The organism is Pseudovibrio denitrificans JCM 12308 (assembly GCF_001310815.1).
Taxonomy (GTDB): Bacteria; Pseudomonadota; Alphaproteobacteria; order Rhizobiales; family Stappiaceae; genus Pseudovibrio; species Pseudovibrio denitrificans.
The window spans coordinates 23410-47232 of sequence record NZ_BAZK01000003.1; the positions used below are offsets into that span (position 1 = coordinate 23410).

The window sequence follows — 23823 nt, forward strand, 5'->3', positions numbered from 1 at the left end:
TCGACTTAAGTTAAGAAGACCGGCTCAGAAATGGGCCGGTCTTTTTTTGTTTTGCCGAAAGACGGAAACGGTTTTGGAATAAGGATGCGGGGGGTTCATACCGAAGAGCCCATTGCTGACGACGGACACTCAAATTAGATAGTGCTTTCCGGAATGCCTATTTGAGAACTGACTTGCGATAGCCGTCAGGTGTTTTCCCGATCATCCGCCCGAACATGGCGATAAAGGATGAGGCGCTGCCATAACCCAGTTGATCAGCGATGCTTTGCACTGAACCTCCAGCTTCCAGCATTGGCATCGCCTTCAGTACGCGCAACCTTTGCTTCCATTCTGCAAAGGGGATCCCAAGATCACGCTTGCACCTACGGATCAGCGTGCGCTCCGATGTATCATGGAGCCGGGCAAGTTCCGCTAATGACCGATTGTCATGCGGATTATCTTGTAGATGCTGAAGTACCTTCCCAGTATGGGGTCTGTCGTCGAGGGCAGAAAAGAACCGACCTGCTGTCCTTCTGCAAATTGATCAACCACGACCTGCAGAAATCGAAGGTGCGCAGGATTGGATGGGCACGTACCTTCCTTCTCCCTCAGATACTCCAGCATGGTCCGAAGCATCGGGTTGACCTCGAGAGCTGTGGTCCGCTGGGGGAGTGGTCCGCAGAGATCAAGGGAAACATAAAGAGAGCAATGCACGGCAGCCTGCCTGTTCAATCCTTGATGTTCCACGTCTGGTGGCAACCATACGGCATATTGTGGCGGAGCAAGGAAGTGGCCATCCTTGAGGTTGATTTCCATTACGCCACTATAGGAATAAACCAGTTCACCCCATGGGTGGCTATGACGTGGGTAAATCGCATTCTTTGGCATCTGCGCCGACCGGAAATAAAGCGGCTGTGGCAAGTGCTCTCGAAACGGAACGTCATGTATGCGAGAGACTTCCCCGGATCTATCTGTCAGATTTTCTACAGCAACTGTCATTTAATCAATATATACTGATCAAATGACAAAAGCTATTGTCCTTGCGCACAACAAGGAGAATGGTTTTGGATCAGCGCAAGCCACTTGATATTATAGCTATCGGCTTGATGGTCGGCATTTGCACGATCTGGGCCATGCAACAAATTGGCCTCAAAGCGACTGAGTCTTATGCTTCTTCTGTGTTTCAGATCGGCATTCGCTCAGGGCTAGCTGCCGCTTGCGTATATACTCTGACTGCGTTTCGGCAGAAGCGCCCCCTCTTATCGGGAGGAACTGCATTGCTCGGAGCGCTGGCAGGACTTCTTTTTGCCTTTGAGTTCCTCCTTATAGGGAAAGCACTTGAATACAGCACTGCATCTCACGTGGTCGTTTTCCTTTACACAGCTCCAGTGTTCGCCGCTTTGGGCCTTCATCTGAAACTCTCAACCGAGCGTCTTTCTGCCCTTCAATGGGGCGGTATTTTCGTGGCCGTCATCGGCATTGCTTATGCCTTCCTCACACCGGGGCCAGATCAATCCGGCACACCTGCTGCTGCCTCTATGCTTTTAGGGGATACGCTGGCTCTATTGGCTGCAGTTCTTTGGGGAGCGACAACCGTTTTGATCCGGACAACACGTCTCAGTGAGTTGTACGCCACCCACGTTCTGTTCTATCAACTCGCGATTACCGCGATCATTCTGATTACGATCGCGGCGTTTACCGGACAGGCTGGGATCATCCCGTCAGCGCCACTTTTCTGGAACCTTGCCTTCCAGAGTGTAATTGTTGCATTCGCAAGTTTCCTGTGCTGGTTCTGGATGTTGACACGTTACAAGGCCACACAATTGGGTGTGTTTTCGTTCCTGACCCCTCTGATCGGGGTCATCCTTGGCTACTTCCTTTTAGGAGACGCTCTGACGACCGGGTTTCTGATCGGGTCCGCAGGGGTGCTGATCGGTATCATTATTGTCAGTGCTAGCCCTTGGATTGAACGAAGCCTTCGCACTTACCGTACCAACCGAAAGGATCAGGAAGTCACCACATGAAAGCCCATATCATTGTGGCTTATCCCAAGCCCCTTCTGGGCTGCTGCGCAGGCAGAGCCTTCCACCCGTGAGAAACAGGAACTTTCAGTTCACTCTTGCTTGCATGCAATAAGGACTTTCTTCATAACCTCGACGGCTTGCTCAATCTCTTTGGGATCGATGCCTTCTGCCGTTGTGTTCGCCCAAACATATTGCCGCTCTGCCAGGCTATGGATCGCTTCACGACCCGTATCGGTAGCGGATGCCAGTTTGGCGCGTTTGTCACTGGGGTTATCGAGAAATGTGATTAATTTTTCCTCGGCAAGTACGTTAGCAATACGTTGCACCGCTTGACGTGACAGACCCATTTCTCGGGCAATTCCCGAAACTGTCATATCACCCCACATTAAGGTGCCCAGCACTTGCCAGCGGGAGGATGTAAGCCCCGATGGGGCTGAAATTTTGTCCCCCGCCGCGAGGAATGCGCCATTCAACTTAAATGTTGTAAGCATTAGGTTTGAGACTGCGTCGCCACCTCTGTTTCTTTTGATTGTCACAACGTCAGCCTCCAAACTCAAGACAAGCTATCAATAAAGGATCTTATTGATCGCGCAACAATTTCCGGCGCATCTAACTGTGCCCAATGCCCTTCAGTCGATAAGAGGTCGTATTCGACAGTTTCACCCAGGTGACGAATGGCCGCCGGGGTATCATTGGCAGATGTAATGGCCATGAAAGTCGGGCCCGTCCAATACGACATTGCAATTTCCGGGTTCCAATCCATCAAAGCTTGCGCAAACCCGATGCGTGCGTCTGGTGCAACTTGAGCGGCATCACTGGTTACAGTCGTGATGGTTTCTGGGTTCTGGCCTGCAATTGAAGCAAAATATCCCTGCACAGCATCCAGCCCGTTTTCAGATCGAATGGCATCCAAGAAACCCTGCCGCATGTCTTCTGGCATTGCGCGCGGATCAGATGCAGGATCAAGAAAGTAAATTCCTCGCAAGGTATCGGCGTTTGCCTCGGCATATTTAAGTGCGACACCCGCAGAGCCGGAATGAGCCACGAGAACAACTGATTGAGAACCAAGCGTAGCAATCACCTTCTGCAAATCTTCAGCTCTGGCTTCATAGCTGTAATCGCCGCTTGCTGTAGGTGAGGATGAACCATGTCCTCTTTGATCAAAAGCGATCACTGAATGCGTATCCGCGAGGTTCTCCATGACCGAAAACCACTGTGTCGCCGCACCGCTATCACTGTGTAGAAAAACAACGTTTTGGGTCGATTCTGGCCCCGCGCGATAAACACTCAGGTTGGCCGACTGGTTGATGACAATCTCGGTTTCGATGATCTTAATCCCTTCTTGAGCGCTGGATTGAATGGCGAGGGAAGCCAGTCCCATACCTGCAACTATTGATCTGATGAAGACTCTCAAATTCGCCTCCTATATTGACAACGTGCTGTCAATATAATTTCGACAACATGTTGTCAACCTGAATTGAGATTGGCTTAGTTGCTTGATCTGTCGGCTTCGTTCGTGAAGGTCGATTTGGGTTGAGCAAAGCCAACAAAACTTATCCCCCTCATCAAAAACACCCTTACGCTTGATCTCGTGCCCACGCATTCGGGCAGGAGTGGACCGTCCATTCCGTGGCGTGGGCGGGGTTGGGCTACCGGCATGAGGTAACGTATCGTGTCGGGAGGTCCGGTGAAGCGCCATACCCTATTGAGACCACAGTGGTAGTAGGGAGCTTGGGGTCGTTCCGGAGGGCGTCCGGTGGTGACAGGAAACTGTCAAAGGCATGAAAGCGCATCTGTGATGCGCAAACGTGCCTGTCGCGTCTGTCCGAGAGGGAGCCCGCGTGTTCATGAGAAAAGGCCCGGGCGAGGCGAACAGTCAATGCCGAAGAAACATTTCTAACAAGTAGCGCAGGCAGAGCCTGTTCGCCTTGCTCCACCCGTGAGAAACGGGAAACCTTAGCTCCAACACCGCATGGAAATCCACGCGGTGCTATAAGTGCTTCTGAACCTGCGTTACGCTCGCTCTGTGGCTTCCTTGGTGGCCGCAGCCTTGCGGGGTGAGTTCCCCATCAGAATATATAGACCACTCACCACAATGATCGCCGACCCTGCCAGCGTCATGGCATCAACGCTTTCGTCAAAGATGATAAAGCCCAGCAGAAGGCCGAAGAGCAGCCGTGAATAACGGAACGGCGTGACCACAGACACCATGCCCGTGCGCATGGCAACGGTAAGGGAGTAGTAGGCGCCAATACCCACAAGAGTGCCTGCCGCAATGCTCAGGCCGCTGTAAAGATCAGGCCAGACAAAACCGCCGGTCCAGAACGCGTAGAGCGCTCCGGTGGGGATCAACACGCCAAATCCATAGACCCCAAGCTGCATGTTGGAGAGGGCAGGGGGAGCTGCTCTCGTCGCAAGATCCCGCCCGGCAAAACCAATCATGCCGATGATCGCAAGAATGGACGTCACCTGAAAGGCTTCAGAACTCGGCTGGATGATCATCAGCACACCAACAAACCCGATCAGAATGGCCAGCCAGCGCTGCCAGCTCACCCGTTCTCCAAACAGCACCGCCGCACCCAGAGTAACAGCAATAGGCGTGGCCTGCAGGATTGCAGAAGTGCTGGAAAGAGTATTCAGCGCCAGAGAAAGGAGGAAGAACAGGCGGCCAGTGATCTCAAAAATCGCCCGCGTAAACAGCGTAGCCTTCAAAGCTTCGGAAGCAAACGCCCGCTCACCTCGTCTCCAGGTCAATAACAGAAAGCCAAAAGTTCCACCTGCTCCAAACAGCATGAGCGTCTGCCCGACGGGCACAGCAGCCGTCGCAGTCTTGAGAAGCGTATCCTCAATGGCAAACCCCAACATAGCCAGCACCATCCAGGCGCTGCCGCGAATATTATCCATAGTAGAACCCAGAATGGGCGAGCTCTCAAAATCCCATTCTTCCGATGGGTTCCAGCGTAAAGTCAGCTCGCTGCAATAATGAAGACCTGTACAGACTAGGCAAAAATAGAGAGATGTCTATGTCATAGAAGGTGTGCCATCAGCATTTTCTATAAAGTGCAGGTTGAGAAAACCTCACAACCACGACTGGAGCTGCCTCTGGGGCCATATCGGTTTGAAACAATGCAAACTGCCTGCTATACCCACTCTCACCTTAAGTTTGGAGGGGCTGTTGGCAGCTCGGGGGAATGTGATGAGTGATATGCGACTGGTTGTTGTCGGTGCCGCTGGCCGAATGGGCCGGACCTTGGTGCGCACCGTAAACGAAATGGACGGAGTGGTAGTCTCCGCAGCGATTGAACGCGAAAACTCAGAGTTCCTCGGTAAGGATGCAGGTGAGCTGGCCGAATGCGGCAAGCTTGGCGTTGCAGTCACGTCCGACCTCGACGCAGCTTTCGCAGAAGCAGACGGTGTTCTGGACTTCACGCTTCCTGAAGCAACCGTTGCCTTTGCAGACGCCGCCGCCCGTCATTCTATCGTGCATGTCATCGGCACCACCGGCATGACCTCCGCTCAATCAACTGAGCTGCTCACGCCGCGACATCGGCCCGCATTGTAAAATCCGGCAATATGAGCCTAGGTGTGAACCTGCTGGCTGGCCTCGTAAAAAAGGCAGCAGCGGCCCTCGATGAAGATTTCGACATCGAAGTTCTGGAAATGCACCACAAACACAAGGTCGATGCTCCGTCCGGTACAGCATTGCTTCTCGGTGAAGCTGCAGCTGAAGGACGTGAAATTTCCTTGGAAACTCATAGTGTTCGCTCACGTGACGGTATCACAGGTGAGCGCAACAGAGGTGACATCGGCTTTGCAACGCTGCGCGGCGGCTCAGTGGTAGGTGAACATACGGTGATGTTTGCAGGTGAAGGAGAGCGTATAGAACTCTCGCACATTGCAACAGACCGACAGATTTTTGCTCGCGGTGCTGTGAAAGCCGCCATTTGGGCGCACAAGCAGCAACCGGGCCTATACTCAATGGCTGATGTTCTCGGCCTGAACGACGAGTGATACACAGCGCATTCCCGGGGTTCTGGTACACAACGGGGTATGCGCAATGACCTTTGAAAACAGTCTTCCAAGACAACTGTTTTCAAGAACACATAACCTCTCCAGGAGAGTTTGATGGAACGCCTTTTGGTTCTCGTCCGTCACGGACAAAGCGAATGGAATTTGAAAAACCTGTTCACCGGCTGGAAAAACCCAGACCTGACAGAACAGGGTGTTGAAGAAGCAACAGCTGCGGGCAAGAAGCTCAAGGAAATGAACCTGACGTTTGATCTGGCGTTCACTTCTGACCTGCTGCGCGCTCAGCACACTCTCAAGCTGATCCTTGGCGAACTTGGTCAGGAAGACCTGCCAACCGCTCAGGACAAAGCTCTGAACGAACGTGACTACGGCGACATCACCGGCATGAACAAAGACGAAGCGCGTCAGAAGTTCGGTGAAGAGCAGGTACACATCTGGCGTCGTTCTTTCGACGTGCCTCCTCCAGGCGGCGAAAGCCTGAAGATGACTGCAGAGCGCACCCTGCCTTACTACCGCTCTGACATTCTTCCAAAAGTTCTGGAAGGCAACCGCGTGATCGTTGCTGCACACGGCAACTCCCTGCGTTCCCTGATCATGGAACTTGAAGGTCTTTCACCTGAAGAAATCCTCAAGCGTGAACTCGGCACAGGTAAGCCAGTTGTTTATCGCCTAGATGAAGAAGGTAAGGTTCTTTCCGTTGAGGATCTGGCTGAAGTCTAAACCAGCCCCACAACTCAGAATCATAAAAGCGGCTCTTTGAGCCGCTTTTTTATTTGCCCGCAGTTATTCCCCTCGCCAGTAGCTGAATTAGAATCTTAAAATATAAATATTATTCACACAAATAGACTTTGATTAAATACTAAGTCCGTGAAATGTAATGCATTGAAGATTATCAATAATAGATAATGATGCAGCGATTATTATTAAGCTTGCGCTACGTAATTTTAGGTGTAAGCCTCTTAATGCATACAGCAATTGTATGACCACATTAGTTATTTGATTGAGAGGACAACCTATGAAGTTTTCAGTAGCAAACGACGGTCGCCCAGCATCTGCACAAGCTAAGCCAGCAAAATTGAACGGTGGCCTGGCTCCTAAAGATGAAGAGAAAAAGCCAAAATAATTTAATGTGTGAGGCAGCTTAGTCTGCCTCGCTTCATTTTGCAGAGTGTATTGTCTGCGAGGGAATTTCCGTGAAGTTTGTAAGAATGGTTAAGTCTGCCCCCGACGTTGTAAAGGCAGATGGAACGAACCTTGGCATGATGCCCGCCCGGGCTATGAAGTATTGTGAACCCCTCATTACTGCTTCTCGTCAGGGATGGTACGTTTACCCGCCAGTTGATTTCTACCTGATGTGGACTGGATCAGAGGTCCTGTACCGACTTGGGGCAGATGGCGAGTGGACCTTGCTGGATCGGCTGTATCTTACAGACTTCGTGGAAGACTACAGGAATACCTGCCCGGAAGGCCTTGAGGACTATTATCCGCCGTTTCTGGATGTGTTTCCAGAAGGCGATATCGTCCAGATTGGCGCCGGGTACAGCCTTATCGGCGATGAAGGACAGTGCCACTGGGTTCGCGGACCAATCAACCTACCCTCCAACACGGCATTTGATTGCTTTGAAGCGATGATTGACTCCAGCTGGTTCTGTTCTCCCCTCTTCATAAATGTGAAGCTACGCAAGCAGGATGTACCGATCAGCTTCCCGCGCCACCGGCCTCTGCTTCAGGTGGTGCAGCTGCCCAACACTGTCTTGCCAAAGACCCCTGTGGTCCAACCAGAGATCATGGAGATGGAAAGCTCTTCAGAGGAGTTCTGGCAAGCATGGTCAAGAGGCTACGACAAGCGTAACGAAGGCCGCTCTGGCAGCTACGCAAGCGAACAGCGCCGCATCAACGTCCAGTACGCAGATGCTGACTAGCCATCTCTTAAGCAGTTCCTGACCGCCATGATCAAAGCCAAAAGACTGAACCGCAGATTCCGTCAGCACATTGAAGAGCAGCAGATGTTCTTCGTGGCGACAGCCGCCGCAACGGGGCACATCAACCTGTCTCCCAAAGGCATGGACACGCTCCGGGTGCTGAGCGATGAGCGGATTATCTGGCTAAACCTGACGGGCATCGGCAATGAAACAGCCACCCACGTTCAGGAAGATGGGCGCATGACGTTGATGTTCTGTTCCTTCGGTGAGCAGCGTCTCACACTGCGCGTGTTTGGTCAGGCAAGGGTCCTTCATCCCAGAGATGCCGATTGGGACAAGATGATCAGTCTCTTCCCTGATCTGCCGGGATGCCGCCAGATTTTCGATCTTGATATCGAACTCATCCAGACCTCCTGCGGTTCAACAGTTCCTCGCATGGATCTGGTTGATACGCGCATCGAGAAGGAGTTCCTGCCTTACTATGAGACGATGGATCGTGAAGAGCTGGAGAACTACTGGCGCAAGCACAACGCCACCAGCCTGGACGGCTTGCCCACGAACATTCTGGAGCCTGCGTAAAATCACTGTGGGATGTTTCAACGAAAGTCGGGTTTAGGCCCGCAAATGAAACTATATAAGACACGCAGTAAGGAAGATCGACGAGGCGTGTCTTATGGGATTGTTGGTGTTGGTACGCCACGGGCAAAGCGAATGGAATGCACGCAGAGTGTTCTCTGGGCAGGGCAACCCTGACCTGACACCCAAAGGCATTGAAGAAGCCAAAAACGCTGGCCGCGCTCTAAAAGCCCATGCAATACAGTTTGATCTTGCCTACTCCTCAGCCCTGACACGAGCACGTAAGACGCTGGAGCACATTCTGGAAGAAGCTGAACAGTCTCATTTGCATGTGATTGAAGATAAGCTTTTCAACGAACGTGCTTATGGTGAGCTAACCGGCAAAGCGATTGAGGAAGTCTGCCAGCAGCACGGTGTAGAGCAAGTCCACAAATGGCGACACTCATTGAATGCCGTTCCTCCGGGCGGGGAGAGTTTGGAGATGACAGCGAACAGAGCGCTCGGCGTGTTCCGACATCGCGTCCTGCCTCAACTCTCAAACGGGAAAAATATCCTCATCTCGGCGCATCGTAATACAATCAGAGGACTGATCTCGAAGCTCTGCAATCTCAGACAGGAGGAAACCGAGCGTCTGCATATCGGAACAGCCCAGCCGCTCTTCTTTCAGGTCAACAATGCAGAAGATATTCAGCAGATCTACAAATAAAAAAGGCGGCCCGAGAGCCGCCTAGATCATCATTGCCCATTCTTAGGCTTCCAGAGTGAAACCACTCTGCTCTGCAATCTGGTTGAGAGGTTTTTCTGGGCGGGCGCCAACGTGCTGATCACTTCACCAGCACACAAGCAGCCAAGCTCAGCACAGTCGCTCAGGCTGAAATCACGCGCCAGACCAAACAGGAAGCCAGAGGCAAACAGGTCGCCAGCGCCGGTCAGGTCACGCACACCGCCAACAATCGCTGTTGCCGGAACGTGTACGGTCTCTTCGCGGGAAATCGCCATAGCACCCTCTGAGCCAAGGGTCAGAGCGGTCAGCGTGCAGTCTTCACGAACCAGCGCAATCGCAGTTTCAATGTCGGATGTCTGATAGAGAGCTTTCAACTCGTGCTCATTGGCAAACAGAATGTCCACTTTGTCTTCGCGGATCAGTTCCAGGAACTCATCGCGGAAACGATCAACACAGAAGCTGTCGGAAAGGGAGAGAGAAACCAGTTTACCGGCTTCATGAGCAACGCGTGAAGCTTCAAGGAAGGCTTTCTTAGCTGCTTCTTCGTCCCACAGATACCCTTCCATGTAAGTGATCGCGGAGTTGGAAACCACTTCAGGATCGATATCAAGAGCTGTCAGCTTGGTTGCGGATCCCAGGTAAGTGTTCATGGTCCGCTCACCATCCGGGGTGATCAGGATCATTGAACGGCCAGATGCCAGATCATCACGAAGTGGGCTGGTTTGGAAATGCGCACCAATGCTGTTCATGTCATGGCGATATACTTCGCCAATCTCGTCATCAGCTACTTTGCCGATGAACGCAGGCGCGCCGCCAAGAGACGCAATACCTGCTGCAGTATTGCCAGCACTGCCGCCGGAAATGCGGGTTGTTTGACCCATCAGGTCATACAGACGCAAAGCTTCGTCTGTATCGACCAAACGCATGGAGCCCTTTACCAAAGACTGATCAACGAGAAAGCTATCTTCTACATGAGAGAAGACGTCAGTGATTGCATTGCCGATGCACAATGCATCAAACTTGAATTCAGACATGTAAAGTCCTTGTAACTAGCCCGGCTCAGTACTGTCCGGATCGATACATAGGTGGCTCACCGCTGGAGCAGGCCTACAACTGTTATTTTCCCGGTGTAGGACGCAAGGCACGATTAGCCTCAGGTTCCCGAATTTTTTCGCGGAACGGACTAGCGTTGTACACCCCAAGAATATTCAGTTCAGTCGAATAAAACGCCAGCTCCTCAAGTGCAAGGGCTACGTTGGGTTCTTCTGGGTGTCCTTCAATATCTGCGTAAAACATTGAAGCGAAAAACTGGCCTTCGAGCTGATAGGATTCCAACTTCGTCATGTTGACGTTGTTGGTCGCAAATCCGCCTAACCCTTTGTAAAGAGCAGCAGAAACGTTGCGAACACGGAAGATGAAAGTAGTAATGATCGGCTGGCCGGTATTGACGGCCTGCTTTTTCTCACGGGAAAGGATAACGAAGCGGGTGGTGTTATGTGCCGCATCTTCACAATCACGTGCGAGGATATCCAAACCATACACATCAGCAGCAAGTTCAGGAGCAAAAGCACCAACAGTCTTATCACCGCCTTCCACAACCTGACGGGCTGAGCCTGCGGTGTCAGCGCCGATGATCGGCTTAAGGCCATGATCACGAATGAAGTTTCGGCACTGGGCCCAGACCCATGATGTGGCTCTGAACGCTCTTCAGCTCTTCCAGTTTGGTGCCTTTGATGCCCATCAGCTGGAAGCGAATCGGCATGAAGTACTCGCCGATAATGTGCAGATTGCTGCGAGGAAGCAGGTGATGGATGTCCGCAACACGTCCTGCGACCGAGTTTTCGATCGGGATCATACCAAGTTCGGCGTCACCGGACTCGATCGCGTGAAAGCAGTCTTCAAAAGTCGGGCAAGGGATAGCTTGGTACTCTGGGTAAACGGCGTTACACGCCATGTGGGAGTTAGCTCCCACTTCTCCTTGAAACACGACTTTGCGCTGATCTGACATCACTACACTCACGGCAATCTTAAATCATGGTACATTTGAGGCTTCGCCAACTTTTGCGAAACAATCACTCTCACAAATTGCCCTAGATATGAGGGATTGCAAACTCTAATAATACTCAGAGGCGAAACATAAGGTGAAAAGACCTCAAGAATGGCGTTTGCCACGGGCTCATTTGGTCCTCCACCGTAAAATCCCCAGATGGGAAACAGTTTTGGTGTGATATTTTGTCGCATACACTTGAGCCCAGGTAAAATGGTTGTGCTGCGCCTTAAGGTGCAATCAAAATCGTGCTGAGCGGGATATCTATGAATAAATCAGTAGTTTATAGCGATTTTAAACTGCTGCCGTGCGAGAGGCGTTGTGTTCATTGGTTTTTTCAGATCGTAAAGATCAACCTCTGGTCCACATCACTTCAAAAGTCCTAGGAAAAACACTAATTAAATTATGGACAAGTGCCCGAAAATAACTGTAGTTTCCCAGCAAAATACACAGATCGAGTTAGGTGCCATGCCTGCTGCAATACGGCTAGCCTAACCAATATTCGGAGCGTGTGAGCTATGAACTCGTTTGAACTGAACAAAATTGCCGGCGCAATTCTGTTCGCTTTGGTTGCATTCATGGGCCTGAATGTTTTGTCAGACATTATTTTCGCGCCTCATGGAGACGAAAAACGCGGTTTTGAAATCGAAGTAGCTGGTGCCGACAACGGTGCAGGTGAAGAAGCTGCGGAAGAAACCAAGGTTGTCTCAATTGAGGAACTGCTCGCAACTGCTGATGCAGATGCTGGTGCAAAGCAAGCTAAGAAGTGTGCAGCGTGTCACACCTTTGATCAGGACGGCAAAAACAAAGTTGGTCCTGCTCTCTGGGGTGTCGTAGGTCGCGCGCCTGCCTCTCACGGTGGTTTCTCTTACTCTGCAGCAATGCAGGAGTTCGCAGCAAACAATCCTGAGTGGACTTTCGAGCAGCTGAACGAGTTCATCAAAGCACCTAAGAAACACGTTGCAGGTACTTCCATGGGTTACGCTGGTCTGAAAAAAGACAAGCCACGTGCTGATCTGATCGCTTACCTGCGTTCACTCTCAGACAACCCAGTGCCAATCAACTAAAATTGAATTGATATCCCTCCCACATATGTGAGGGTAGAATTGTCAAAGAGCCGGGATTTAATCCCGGCTTTTTTATTGTCTACTTTCTGGTGAATGCTAACCTTTTCCTCGTTTCTTCCAGTTAAATTTTTGTCATCTTGGCAAAAGACGTTGTCGCAGAAGTGTTTTCAGCCGTAATCTTAGTTTAAGTTTAGCTGAAAGCTGCAAGAAAAGCTCAATTTTCAGCGCGTGGTGACTTTTCTACGCTAGAACTACTGATTGTATTTATGGAGGAATGTTGTGCGTACCAAACTATATAGCTCACTAACAGGTTTGGCGCTTGCTCTCGCAAGCCTGACGTCCTCCGCAGCAATTGCTGAAACGAATGAACCTGAGTGGCGGTACGCAGACTCTCTCATCAGCACACCTCAGATGCCGAAGGGCTTTAAGCACTTCCCATATGTCAATCCAGATGCCCCGAAGGGAGGCAGAGTACGGCTCTCGACAACAGGGACCTACGATAGCCTGAACCTCGTCGCATCAAAGGGTGTCCGCGCCGGCGGCCTTGGCCTCATCTACGATACGCTGATGACCCCATCCATGAGTGAGTCCTCTACGGAATACGGCTTGATCGCAGATGCGATGAAGTATCCTGATGACTATGCATGGGTGGTCTATCGTTTGCGCCCTGATGCACGCTGGCATGACGGAAAGCCAATCACTACAGAGGATGTGGCTGGTCATTTGATCAATGGACCACACAGGATCCTTCCCGCAAATACTATTATCGTCATGTGACGGGCTACGACATTCTCAGTCCAACTGAGATCCGGTTCAACTTTGATAAGCCCGGTAACAGGGAAGCTCCGCAAATCCTTGGCTCTCTCTACATCATGCCAAAACATTGGTGGACTGGGAAAGATGCTGAAGGCAACCCACGCGATATCTCCAGAGGTACACTGGAAGTACCTCTTGGATCAGGTCCATACCGGATCGGAAAGGTTGTCCCGGGTCGTTCTATCTCATTTGACCGTGTTGAGGACTATTGGGCCAAAGACCTCAACGTGAATGTTGGTTCCAACAACTTTGATACGATTGCCTACGACTACTACCGCGATGAAACCGTGCAGCTGGAAGCCTTCAAGGCGGACCGTTTCGACTGGCGCACAGAAACCACCGCGAAAAACTGGGCAACCGCCTACGACATTCCTGCGGTGAAAGCGAACCACATTGTCTTGGAGAAGTTCCCGCAGACATACCGCGGCAGCGGCCTTATGCTGGGCTTTATCCTCAACACTCGTAAAGAGAAGTTTCAAGACCGCCGCGTTCGCCGCGCACTGAACTATGCTCTCAACTTTGAGGAAATGAACCGCACGATCTTCTTCGATCAATACAGCCGGTTCACCAGCTACTTCGACGGCACTAAGCTGGCTTCCGCAGGCCTACCAGAAGGGCGTGAGTTGGAAATCCTGAAATCCCTGAAATCCCCGGTATCTGCTGAAGTCTTTACTGAGCCCTATGAAAACCCGGTTTCTGAAGATGCTCGTCAGGAACGCACCAACCTGAGAAAAGCAATCGGCCTTCTCAGAGAAGCTGGCTACGTTCAAAAGCAAGGCAAGCTGGTCAACAAAGAAACTGGCGAGCCGTTCACCATTGAGTACCTGCTGAACGGTGGCCGTTTTGAGCGTGTCGCTCTGCGTTACCAGGCATCCCTGAAAAAGCTTGGCATTGATCTGCAACTGCGCGTCGTCGACAGCTCACAATACGTAAACCGCGTCCGCAGTCGTGATTTTGGCATGATCTACACCGGCTGGGCCCAGTCTCTGTCTCCAGGCAATGAGCAGAGAGAATACTGGGGTTCTAACGCCGCTGATAGTGAAGCTTCCCAGAACTATGCTGGCATCAAGAACCCTGCAATCGACGAGCTGATCGAGATCATCATCAACTCGCATGATCGTGATGATCTGGTCGCGGCCACAAAAGCTCTGGACCGCATCCTTATGTGGGAGCAGTACGTTGTGCCGGGTTGGACCTCCCCATTCAGCCGTGTCGCTCGTTGGGATCGTTTCTCCCATCCCAAGCAACTTCCTGAGTTCAGCATCGGCTTTCCGACCGTTTGGTGGTGGGACGAAGAAAAAGCGAAGAAAATACAGGAGGCCAATTGATGAAGCTAAGCCATATCAATAGACGCAGCTTCCTGCAGTTCAGTGCAGCCACAGCAGCAGCCTTCCTCGTTCCGGGGGGCGCGTTACCTGTGCAGGCTGGCACTTGGAGCCATGGTCTGTCCGTCTTTGGTGATCTGAAATATCCAGCCGACTTCACGTCATTTGACTACGTCAACCCAGAAGCACCTGTTGGTGGCAAGATCGCCATGACGGCTCCAAGCTGGGGCTATAATCAGAACCCGCAGACTTTCAACACGTTCAACACCTTCATCCTCAAAGGAGATGCTCCACCACGCATGGAGCGCTGCTTCGACAGTCTGATGATCCGCGCCTATGATGAGCCGGATGCGGTGTACGGTCTGGTTGCTGAAAGCGCGATGGTGTCAGAAGACGGCAACTTCGTCACCTTCAAGATCCGGCCGGAAGCCCGCTTCCATGATGGTTCGGTACTCAATGCTGAAGATGTGGTCTTCAGCCTGATGACCCTGAAGGAGAAGGGCCATCCGATCATAAGTCAGTCCATCAAGGAGATGGTTTCTGCAACTGCACCGGATGAACACACTGTCACTGTAGCCTTTTCGGGCAATCACAGCAGGCAACTTCCCCTTTTGATAGCAACTCTCCCTATTTTCTCGAAGAACTACTACACCCGCTACAACTTTGAGGCCTCAACGCTGACACCGCCATTGTCTTCCGGGCCGTACATGGTGGGTCGCTACGAGATTGGTCGTTATATCGAATACAAGAAGGTCGAGAACTACTGGGCAAAAGATCTCCCGGTGACAAAGGGTCACCACAATTTCGAGATCATTCGCCTCGATTTCTTCCGTGATCGTCAGGCAACTTTCGAGGCCTTCAAAAAGGGGCGATTGACCTTCCACGAGGAGTTCTCCTCCAAAACATGGGCAACTGAATACAATTTCCCGGCGCTTACAGAAGGACGCGTTGTAAAGAAGGAGTTCGCTATCCGCCTCCCATCCGGAGCGCAGGTTGGTTCCTGAATACGCGGAAAGAGAAGTTTGCTAACCCGAAGGTTCGTGAGGCACTGGGCTACGCGTTCGACTTTGAATGGTCTAACTCAGCCTTGTTCTATGATCTTTACACCAGAACACAGTCTTTCTTCGAAAACTCTGAGATGAAAGCAGTTGGTCAGCCAAGTGAAGCAGAGTTGGCCTTGCTGGAGCCTTTCAAGAAGGACTTGCCGCCAGAGGTCTTCGGTGAGGCGATCACCCAGCCGATTTCTAACGGTTCCGGTCAGGATCGCAAACTTCTCAGAGAAGCATCTCTCCTACTGAAGGAAGCTGGTTACTACAGGCGTGGCGAGCAACTGGTTGGCCCTGATGGAAAACAGTTGGTAATGGAGTTTCTCTCCAACTCGCCTGCTTTCGAACGAATTGTACTGCCATACGTCAAGAATCTCAGACTGTTAGGCATTGAAGCAAGCTTCCGGGTTGTCGATCCAGCACAATTCCAGAAGCGTGTAGATGATTTTGATTATGACATTGTTGGGCACCGTTTCGCGTTGACGCCAACGCTTGGACCAAGCATCCGCAATTTCTGGACATCATCAGCTGCTGAAACCTTCGGATCTTACAATCTGTCAGGCATCAAAGTGCCAGCGGTCGATGATCTGGTGGAAAAAGCACTTAATGCGTCGTCACGTGAGGAAATGATAACCGCTGCCAGAGCATTGGATAGAGTTCTGCGAGCAGGCTTCTATTGGGTGCCTCAGTGGTTCAAAGCCTTCCACACGGTCGCTGTCTGGGACATGTTCGGCATTCCGAATGACATGCCTGCCTACGACTTCCCCGTTGAAACAACGTGGTGGGTAGACTCGGAAAAAGCCGCTCGCATCGGCAAGGAAAGTTAGGGACAAAAGAAGCCCATGGGCGCCTATATTCTGCGTAGATTGCTTTTGATGATCCCGACCCTCATCGGCATCATGGCGATTAACTTTGTCATTATCCAGTTTGCACCGGGTGGACCAATTGAACAGGTCATCGCGCAGTTGCAAGGGGATAGTGTATCAGCAACCAGCCGCATCTCAGGTGGTGGCAGTGATTTTGGTAGCTCGGCTGCCGCCAATCAGGGCAGCGGAGACAGCGCAGGATCGAAGTATCGTGGTGCTCAGGGGCTTGATCCTGAGTTCATCAAAGAGCTAGAAGCCCAGTTTGGTTTTGACAAACCACCGCTGGAACGTTTTGGCCGGATGATTTTGGATTACGCCACCTTCAACTTCGGTGAGAGCTACTTCCGCGATATTGCCGTTGTCGATCTGATCGTTGAAAAGCTCCCGGTTTCTATCTCGCTTGGTCTCTGGATGACACTGATTTCCTATGGGATCTCCATCCCGCTGGGCATCCGTAAAGCGGTCAAGGATGGCACCTCGTTTGATGTCTGGACCTCCAGCATCATCATTGTCGGTTATGCAATTCCGGGCTTCCTCTTCGCTATCATGCTGATCGTTTTGTTCGCAGGTGGTTCGTTCTGGGACTTCTTCCCGCTCAGGGGCCTCACCTCGGAAGGCTGGAGCGATATGTCGTGGCCGGAACGTATCCTCGATTACTTCTGGCATCTGGTGCTGCCGCTGACAGCAATGGCGCTCTCAGCCTTCGCAACAACAACGCTTTTGACCAAGAACTCCTTCCTGGATGAAATCAGAAAGCAGTATGTGCAAACCGCCCGCGCTAAAGGGCTGACAGAGCGTCAGGTTCTGTACGGTCATGTGTTCCGAAACGCCATGCTCATCGTTGTTGCTGGCTTCCCAGGCGCATTCATCTCAGCATTCTTTGCAGGCTCACTCCTCATCGAGACCATTTTCTCGCTGGATGGTCTTGGCTTGCTGGGCTTTGAATCTGCGCTCAATCGTGACTACGCAGTCATGTTTGCTACGCTCTATATCTTCTCGTTAATGGGCCTGATTGTGAATTTGGTTTCAGATCTCACCTACACGTGGATTGATCCCCGGATCGATTTTGAAAGCCGGGAGGTGTGACGAGCTATGGACACGCAACTCGAAAAACGCCTTCAGGATCAGGGCTACGAAACAATCAATCCGCTGCCAGAGCAGACACAGCCGCCTGAAAAGCGGCAAAAGCTGTCTCCGCTCAATCAGCGGCGCCTGCAAAATTTCAAAGCCAACAAGCGTGGATACTGGTCCCTCTGGATCTTTCTCGTCCTGTTTGTGCTAACGCTCTGTGCTGAGTTCATAACGAATGATCGTCCGCTTCTGGTCTCCTATAAAGGCGAGCTGCTGTCTCCGATCTTCGTGGACTACCCGGAAGAGAAGTTCGGCGGCTTCCTAGCAACCACTGACTACCGCGATCCGTTTATTCAGGAAGAGATCGAAGCCAATGGCTGGATGGTCTGGCCGCCAATCCGCTACTCCTATCAAACAGTGAACAACGAGATCCCCGTTCCAGCACCAGCTCCTCCAAGCTGGATGATGGATAAGGAACAGCGCTGTGAGCGCTATCCGGATGGCGTGAGCGATCCAAACTGCACCATCGGCAACTGGAACTGGCTCGGCACAGATGATCAGGGCCGCGATGTGCTCGCTCGTCTCGTCTACGGTTTCCGCATCTCCGTGCTCTTTGGTCTGGCTCTTACATTGGCCTCTTCTGTTATCGGCATCGGCGCTGGTGCAGTGCAGGGCTTCTACGGTGGTTGGGTTGACCTTGGCTTCCAGCGTTTCATTGAAATCTGGACCGCAATGCCGACGCTCTACCTCATTCTGATCATATCCTCGGTATTGACGCCGGGCTTCTGGATCCTGTTCTCAATCCTGCTCGCATTCTCATGGGTCGCGTTGGTCGGCGTCGTCCGTGCAGAGTTCCTGCGAGGACGAAACTTTGAGTACATCTCCGCAGCACGTGCGCTGGGCGTCTCCAACGGCACAATCATGCGCCGTCACTTGCTGCCAAATGCGATGGTGGCAACGCTCACCTTCATGCCGTTCATCCTGAATGGCTCCATTTCCACGCTGACTGCGCTAGACTTCCTTGGCTTCGGTCTGCCTCCGGGATCAGCCTCACTGGGTGAACTGCTCAAGCAAGGCAAGAACAACCTTCAGGCACCATGGCTTGGCATGACAGGCTTCTTTGTTCTGTCCATCATGCTCAGCCTGCTGATCTTCATTGGTGAAGCCGTCCGCGACGCCTTTGATCCACGCAAAACGATGAACTGAAGAAGGGAGGATCGCATATGACTGATAATCAAACGCTCCTCTCTGTTGAGGATCTGTCCATCGCCTTCCATCAGGGCGAGAAAACAAACCTCGCCGTTGATCAGATCTCTTTTGAGATCAAGAAAGGCGAGACCGTCGCGCTGGTGGGCGAGAGTGGCTCAGGCAAATCCGTGTCCGCTTTGTCTGTGCTTAAGCTTCTGCCATATCCAGCTGCCAGCCATCCAACGGGCAAGATTGTCTATCAGGGTGAAGACCTGATTGCAGCGTCCGAAAGCGAAATGCGCCATGTACGCGGCAACAAGATCTCCATGATCTTTCAGGAGCCAATGAGCTCTCTGAACCCGCTACACACCATTGAGCAGCAGATCGCGGAGATCCTGAAGATCCACCGTGGTCTGGGCGATACAAACGCAAGAAAACGCGTTCTGGAGCTCCTGCATCAGGTTGGCATACCGAACCCGGAAGAGCGCCTGAAGTCCTACCCGCACCAGCTCTCTGGCGGTCAACGCCAGCGTGTCATGATCGCCATGGCACTGGCAAACGAGCCTGACTTGCTGATTGCGGATGAACCGACAACTGCACTTGATGTGACGGTTCAGGCGCAAATTCTGCAGCTGCTGAAGGATCTACAGAAGAGCACCGGCATGGCCATGCTTTTTATCACGCATGACCTTGGCATCGTGCGACGGATCTCAGATCGCGTCTGCGTGATGACGCAAGGCAAGATCGTAGAGCAGGGCAACACCGAAGATATCTTCGAGACTCCTAAACACGAGTACACTCAACACCTGCTGGCTGCTGAACCAAAGGGCCATCCACCTGCTGGCGATACCAGCCAGCCGATTATTGTCGAAGCGAGAGATCTGAAGGTCTGGTTCCCGGTCAAACGTGGCTTCCTACGTAAAACTGTCAGCCACATCAAAGCTGTCGACGGCATCGACGTGACTGTGCGTGCCGGGCAGACACTTGGCATTGTGGGGGAAAGTGGATCGGGTAAAACCACGCTCGGTCTCGCGATCCTGCGCATGATCTCTTCAAATGGTCGCATCAGCTTCAACGGCTCGGATATTCAGGAACATTCCTGGAAGCAAATGCGCCCGCTTCGCCGAGACATGCAGATCGTGTTCCAGGATCCGTTTGGCTCCCTGTCGCCAAGAATGTCAGTCTCTGAGATTGTTGGTGAAGGCCTCAAGATCCATATGCCGGATCTTTCTGCAAAAGAACGCGAAGCCAAGGTCGCCGCGGCATTGGAAGAGGTGGGACTGGATGCTGCCACTCGTTTCCGTTACCCGCACGAGTTTTCCGGCGGTCAGCGCCAACGTATCTCCATCGCACGCGCTATGGTGCTGGAACCAAAGTTCGTAATGCTGGACGAGCCAACCTCAGCGCTAGACATGAGCGTACAGGCACAGGTGGTTGACCTGCTTCGTGACCTTCAGAAAGCGCACGGTCTGGCCTATCTGTTCATCTCGCACGACCTCAAGGTGGTTCGTGCGCTCGCCAACGATGTGGTGGTTATGCAGCATGGCAAGGTGATGGAGGCAGGCACGTCAGATGAAGTCTTCGACAACCCGCAGACAGATTACACCAAGGCCCTTATGGCAGCAGCGTTCCGTATGGAAGCCATCGAAGGCGGCGTGATCAGCACGTAAGTTGCGGGCTTAGAACGCAGAACAAGAAACCATGGCCGAGAGCTCGGCCATGGTTTTTCGGATAGAATGCTTAGAAGCGGAACCTACAACGTATCGCCGAAAAGTGGGAACCGGTTTTCGGATAAAGATACGCAAATACAATAATTAAAGCAGCTCCAGCGCTTCAGCTTAAATGCGAACTGCTTTAAGTTCCAACGACAATATCTTTGCCAACCTTAAGCGTAACCTTGCCACTCGCTTCCATCAGCTGAATAGGTGTACGCTTAGCGGCTTCTTTGAGCGCTTTTGTAAAGCCGCCATCGCCCTTCAGAGACTCGGCCTTGAAGTTTTTGATCTTGGAGTCGTTGTTCACTTCATCCAGAAACTTGGTCTCGGCACGCTTCTTCTTCTGGTTCAGCTCTTTCATGAAAGCGTCTTCGGTCTTTTCGTCAACCTTGGCTTTCTTCAGCGCAGCTTTGATTTTGCTGGTTTCTTTGTAGACCTGATCGATATCATCGAACTTCATTAGCACGGCCATCAGGATCTCCCTCTTGTTGTTTTCTTGGATCAACGGCCAGTATCACGCTAGGGACACTACTTGCGCATTCTTACCATAGAGTAACAAAAGGGAGTGGAGGTTGAAGCATCTGCCTCGACAGTTGGCAGCTACATCCAGCGGCGAACGCGTGCTTTGTAAGCCAGATACTCACTGCCGAAGTTCTCCTCCAAAATGGCTTCTTCCGGCTTGATCTGAAAGGCTGTGATGTAAACTGCAAACCCCAGAGCAACCGGAATAGCAAACAGGTTGCCTTGAAAGACCGCCCAGCCCAGCAGAATGAACTGCAGGCCCAGATACATCGGGTTCCGGGTTTTGGAGTAAATCCCATCAGAAACGATGGCACTTGCATTTTCTGGATGAGAAGGACTGGTTGTCGTCCGGGCCCTTCGAAATTCGGAGAGGCCGGTCGCGCCAAAATAGCCACCAGCTCCAATACCAATCACGAGAAAGGCTGTCTCTGCACCGTGCAGATTGATGTCTCCGGGTAGAAGCAGAGCAACCAGCCAGATAAGAACCGCAAAGCCAGCAAAAACCATAACCGGCGGGAACCTGAGTTTTAGATTATCCATTGTGTTCCAATAGTTTGTCTTTTCAGAATTGCAGTTCGCTGTCTCAGCTCTCAGAGAGTGCCAGCTTCACACCAAGAGCGCCAAACGTAGCTGCAAAGCCCCGCTTAAGCCAAGCCATAACTTTTGGGCGGTTGATCACATAATCGCGCGCAAGCGATGCCATGGCTCCATAAGCAATGAAGACGATAAAGGTCAGCACCATAAACACAAATGCATGAAGCAGCAGAGCGTAAGTCGCATTCTCACTGCCAGGAGAAACAAACTGAGGCAGGAACGCAAGGAAGAAAAGGGAGAGCTTTGGGTTTAATACATTGAGCAGAATGCCATCGATAGCAGTGCGATACAGGGTCCGCTCACGTTTCTCACCATTCACTTCCAATGCACCACCGCTGCGCAAAATGCTCCATGACATGTAGAGCAAGTAAGCAACGCCAAGGTACTTGAGAACCTGATAGGCAAGGGCACTGCTGTGAAAGATGGCAGCAAGGCCAACAATGCTTGCCAAGGCTGCTGGAACAATACCAAGCGTACAGCCAAAGGCAGCAGCAACACTCGGTTTCAGCCCTTTTCCGAGGCCAATAGCGATTGTGTAAAGAACGCCAGTGCCAGGCAGCAGAACAACAATGAGGGAAGTCAGAAGGTACTCAAGTGTCATAGGAAGGCTCGTAAATCGATAGGGGAGGCAATGAAGCTGCCAGTCTACCCGATAGTGCGAGCCTGTCCATTGAACTCAGTGAAATTTGTAGAAAACAGATAGGAGCGGAAAGGCAACCTGTGCCTCTCCAAATCTTTTTTGCTGACTTAGTTCAGCTCGTCGTCTTTACCAGCAATCGCCGCAGCAAAGTCTTTTGCAGAGAATGGCTCAAGGTCATCCACGCCTTCACCGACACCGATGAAGTGCACTGGCAGGCCATACTTGCGGGCAATAGCCACCAGAATGCCGCCGCGCGCTGTACCGTCCAGCTTGGTCATCACCAAGCCAGTTACGCCCGCAACCTTACCGAAGATCTCAACCTGAGATAGGGCATTCTGGCCGGTAGTAGCATCGAGGGTCAGCAGAGTGGTATGCGGCGCATCAGGAACACGCTTTCGGATCACGCGGATGATCTTCTCAAGCTCGTCCATCAGTTCAGCTTTGTTCTGCAAACGGCCAGCAGTATCGATCAACAATACGTCTGTGCCGTTGCTGAGAGCCGCATCAACAGCATCATAAGCAAGCCCAGCAGCGTCTGCGCCGGTATCACGAGCAACAACTTCAGCACCTGTGCGTTGACCCCAAACCTTCAGCTGCTCAACGGCTGCCGCGCGGAAAGTATCGCCAGCTGCAAGCATAACCTTCTTGCCCTGCTCATGAAGCAGAGAAGACAGCTTACCGATTGTGGTGGTTTTACCCGTGCCGTTCACACCCACCATCAGTACGATGTGTGGCTTGTGGCCGCTATTGAGATCCAGTGGCTTGGCAACAGGCTCAAGAACGCTTTCAATCTCGTCAGCAAGAATAGCCCGAACTTCTTCGCCTGAAATTTCCTTGTCATAACGCCCGTCGGAAACGCGATCCGTAATCGCGATTGCAGTATCGATGCCAAGGTCTGCCTGAATAAGAATGTCTTCCAGCTCTTCAAGCGTATCAGCGTCCAGCTTGCGCTTGGTGAAGATGGAGCTGATGCCCTCTGTCAGAGCATTTGAGGAACGGGAAAGCCCAGCTTTAAGACGCTGGAACCAGCTTTTCTTTACTGGAAGATCTTTGCCAGTTTCCTCAGTTCCCGGAGCTTCTCCAGTCTCTTCAGCCGCTCGGCTCTCTTCGATCTCTCGACCTTCTTCACCTGTTCCTGCGTCTCCGTGTTCCCGAACACTTTCAGAGCTTCCTGCTTCTTCAGGTCCTTCCTCTGTTCCTGATGCTTCAGTGATCTCATGTGTGAGAACCGGTCGTTCATCGGCAGTATCCTCAGCGACGGGCGCAGCATCATTGCTGACCTTAGGGGAAAGTATATCTTGCTCGGAATGAGAGTCTGCTGAATTTTCCTCAGTCAGATCATCGGTGTCCAGATATGCAGTCTCTTCGAGGGCTTTGGTTTCGGCCTCATCCAAATCATGAGGCTTCTCAGAAGCTTCTTCTTCAACTGCTGCTTCAGGTTCTGAAGCAAGCTCTGGATTTTCCAGATCAAGAGTTTCATCTGCGACCGCTTCAGCCGTTTCTTCAAGGCCTTTTACAGGGTCAAGCGGAACGGATTGAACGCCTTCAAGAGACTCACGCAGCTCTGCACTATCAGGTGCTTTCTGCTCCTGCTCGCTCTGTGTTTCTTCTGAAGAACCGCCAAACAGGCGACTGAAAAAACCGCGCTTCTTTTCGCTCATGCCGGAAAGAT

Annotated in this window: 20 protein-coding genes and 4 pseudogenes; 13 read left to right on the top strand and 11 right to left on the bottom strand. The window is 51.9% G+C overall.

Features of this window, described 5'->3' with window-relative positions:
- Nucleotides 1–157: 157 nt before the first annotated feature.
- Nucleotides 158–520: a helix-turn-helix domain-containing protein gene (locus JCM12308_RS32110; RefSeq protein WP_208978282.1), complete on the bottom strand. Its 363-nt coding sequence runs from the start codon at nt 518–520 to the stop codon at nt 158–160.
- Nucleotides 412–867: an AraC family ligand binding domain-containing protein gene (locus JCM12308_RS28915; RefSeq protein ID WP_208978227.1), complete on the bottom strand. Its 456-nt coding sequence runs from the start codon at nt 865–867 to the stop codon at nt 412–414. The genes JCM12308_RS32110 and JCM12308_RS28915 overlap by 109 nt, the downstream gene beginning before the upstream one ends.
- A 176-nt stretch (nt 868–1043) precedes the next feature.
- On the opposite strand from JCM12308_RS28915, the gene JCM12308_RS03605 reads away from it, so the two are divergent.
- The gene (locus JCM12308_RS03605; RefSeq protein WP_054782896.1) at nt 1044–2003 is read left to right on the top strand and encodes a DMT family transporter; all 960 of its coding nucleotides are present in this window, start codon (nt 1044–1046) and stop codon (nt 2001–2003) included.
- Between the two features lie 89 nt (nt 2004–2092).
- Here JCM12308_RS03605 and JCM12308_RS03610 read toward each other — a convergent pair whose 3' ends face one another.
- The 3 genes from JCM12308_RS03610 to JCM12308_RS03620 form a co-directional block, all read right to left on the bottom strand.
- Nucleotides 2093–2494: a MarR family winged helix-turn-helix transcriptional regulator gene (locus JCM12308_RS03610; protein WP_054783063.1), complete on the bottom strand. Its 402-nt coding sequence runs from the start codon at nt 2492–2494 to the stop codon at nt 2093–2095.
- Nucleotides 2495–2556: 62 nt separating this feature from the next.
- Nucleotides 2557–3417: an alpha/beta fold hydrolase gene (locus tag JCM12308_RS03615; protein ID WP_128647330.1), complete on the bottom strand. Its 861-nt coding sequence runs from the start codon at nt 3415–3417 to the stop codon at nt 2557–2559.
- Between the two features lie 599 nt (nt 3418–4016).
- Complete coding sequence (locus JCM12308_RS03620; protein ID WP_054782898.1) at nt 4017–4907, bottom strand: DMT family transporter; 891 nt, start codon at nt 4905–4907, stop codon at nt 4017–4019.
- A 292-nt stretch (nt 4908–5199) separates the two neighbouring features.
- Here JCM12308_RS03620 and dapB point away from each other — a divergent pair.
- From dapB to JCM12308_RS03645, 5 genes and pseudogenes are all read left to right on the top strand, one after another.
- Nucleotides 5200–6014, top strand: a pseudogene (gene dapB / locus JCM12308_RS03625) (4-hydroxy-tetrahydrodipicolinate reductase).
- 111 nt (nt 6015–6125) lie between these two features.
- Entirely contained in the window at nt 6126–6752 is a 627-nt protein-coding gene (locus JCM12308_RS03630) for a 2,3-bisphosphoglycerate-dependent phosphoglycerate mutase (protein WP_037036366.1), read from the top strand.
- Between the two features lie 473 nt (nt 6753–7225).
- Nucleotides 7226–7954, top strand: coding sequence for a DUF6065 family protein (locus JCM12308_RS03635; RefSeq protein ID WP_208608907.1), 729 nt, complete (start codon nt 7226–7228; stop codon nt 7952–7954).
- Nucleotides 7955–7981: 27 nt separating this feature from the next.
- Nucleotides 7982–8533 carry a pyridoxamine 5'-phosphate oxidase family protein gene (locus JCM12308_RS03640; protein ID WP_054782900.1) on the top strand — a complete coding sequence of 184 codons (552 nt, stop codon included), beginning with the start codon at nt 7982–7984 and terminating at the stop codon, nt 8531–8533.
- 94 nt (nt 8534–8627) lie between these two features.
- Nucleotides 8628–9236: a 2,3-bisphosphoglycerate-dependent phosphoglycerate mutase gene (locus JCM12308_RS03645; RefSeq protein ID WP_054782901.1), complete on the top strand. Its 609-nt coding sequence runs from the start codon at nt 8628–8630 to the stop codon at nt 9234–9236.
- A gap of 42 nt (nt 9237–9278) precedes the next feature.
- Here the strand turns inward: JCM12308_RS03645 and JCM12308_RS03650 are convergent.
- Nucleotides 9279–10288: pseudogene (locus JCM12308_RS03650) on the bottom strand (adenosine kinase).
- Between the two features lie 82 nt (nt 10289–10370).
- Nucleotides 10371–11262, bottom strand: a pseudogene (locus JCM12308_RS03655) (prephenate dehydratase).
- A gap of 557 nt (nt 11263–11819) precedes the next feature.
- Between JCM12308_RS03655 and JCM12308_RS03660 the strand changes: the two are divergent.
- From JCM12308_RS03660 to JCM12308_RS03685, 7 genes and pseudogenes are all read left to right on the top strand, one after another.
- Complete coding sequence (locus JCM12308_RS03660; protein ID WP_054782902.1) at nt 11820–12368, top strand: c-type cytochrome; 549 nt, start codon at nt 11820–11822, stop codon at nt 12366–12368.
- A gap of 312 nt (nt 12369–12680) precedes the next feature.
- Nucleotides 12681–14512, top strand: a pseudogene (locus JCM12308_RS03665) (extracellular solute-binding protein).
- Nucleotides 14512–15513, top strand: coding sequence for an ABC transporter substrate-binding protein (locus JCM12308_RS32700; RefSeq protein ID WP_306303310.1), 1002 nt, complete (start codon nt 14512–14514; stop codon nt 15511–15513). Before JCM12308_RS03665 ends, JCM12308_RS32700 begins: the two are co-directional and overlap by 1 nt.
- Entirely contained in the window at nt 15510–16382 is an 873-nt protein-coding gene (locus tag JCM12308_RS32705; protein WP_306303312.1) for an ABC transporter substrate-binding protein, read from the top strand. The genes JCM12308_RS32700 and JCM12308_RS32705 overlap by 4 nt, the downstream gene beginning before the upstream one ends.
- Before the next feature lie 15 nt (nt 16383–16397).
- Entirely contained in the window at nt 16398–17507 is a 1110-nt protein-coding gene (locus JCM12308_RS03675) for a microcin C ABC transporter permease YejB (RefSeq protein ID WP_054782903.1), read from the top strand.
- Between the two features lie 6 nt (nt 17508–17513).
- Nucleotides 17514–18698, top strand: a complete 1185-nt coding sequence (locus tag JCM12308_RS03680; RefSeq protein ID WP_054782904.1) for an ABC transporter permease — start codon at nt 17514–17516, stop codon at nt 18696–18698.
- A 17-nt stretch (nt 18699–18715) separates the two neighbouring features.
- Nucleotides 18716–20350, top strand: coding sequence for an ABC transporter ATP-binding protein (locus tag JCM12308_RS03685; RefSeq protein ID WP_054782905.1), 1635 nt, complete (start codon nt 18716–18718; stop codon nt 20348–20350).
- A 184-nt stretch (nt 20351–20534) separates the two neighbouring features.
- On the opposite strand, the gene JCM12308_RS03690 is transcribed toward JCM12308_RS03685, so the two are convergent.
- From JCM12308_RS03690 to ftsY, 4 genes are all read right to left on the bottom strand, one after another.
- Nucleotides 20535–20867 (bottom strand): hypothetical protein, encoded by a 333-nt coding sequence (locus tag JCM12308_RS03690; protein WP_008548597.1) that lies wholly within the window; start codon nt 20865–20867, stop codon nt 20535–20537.
- A gap of 128 nt (nt 20868–20995) precedes the next feature.
- On the bottom strand, nt 20996–21457 hold the full coding sequence (locus JCM12308_RS03695) for a methyltransferase family protein (protein WP_054782906.1): 462 nt from the start codon (nt 21455–21457) through the stop codon (nt 20996–20998).
- A 43-nt stretch (nt 21458–21500) separates the two neighbouring features.
- Complete coding sequence (locus JCM12308_RS03700; protein WP_054782907.1) at nt 21501–22112, bottom strand: LysE family translocator; 612 nt, start codon at nt 22110–22112, stop codon at nt 21501–21503.
- A 146-nt stretch (nt 22113–22258) separates the two neighbouring features.
- Nucleotides 22259–23812, bottom strand: coding sequence for a signal recognition particle-docking protein FtsY (gene ftsY / locus JCM12308_RS03705; RefSeq protein WP_054782908.1), 1554 nt, complete (start codon nt 23810–23812; stop codon nt 22259–22261).
- Nucleotides 23813–23823: the final 11 nt, after the last annotated feature.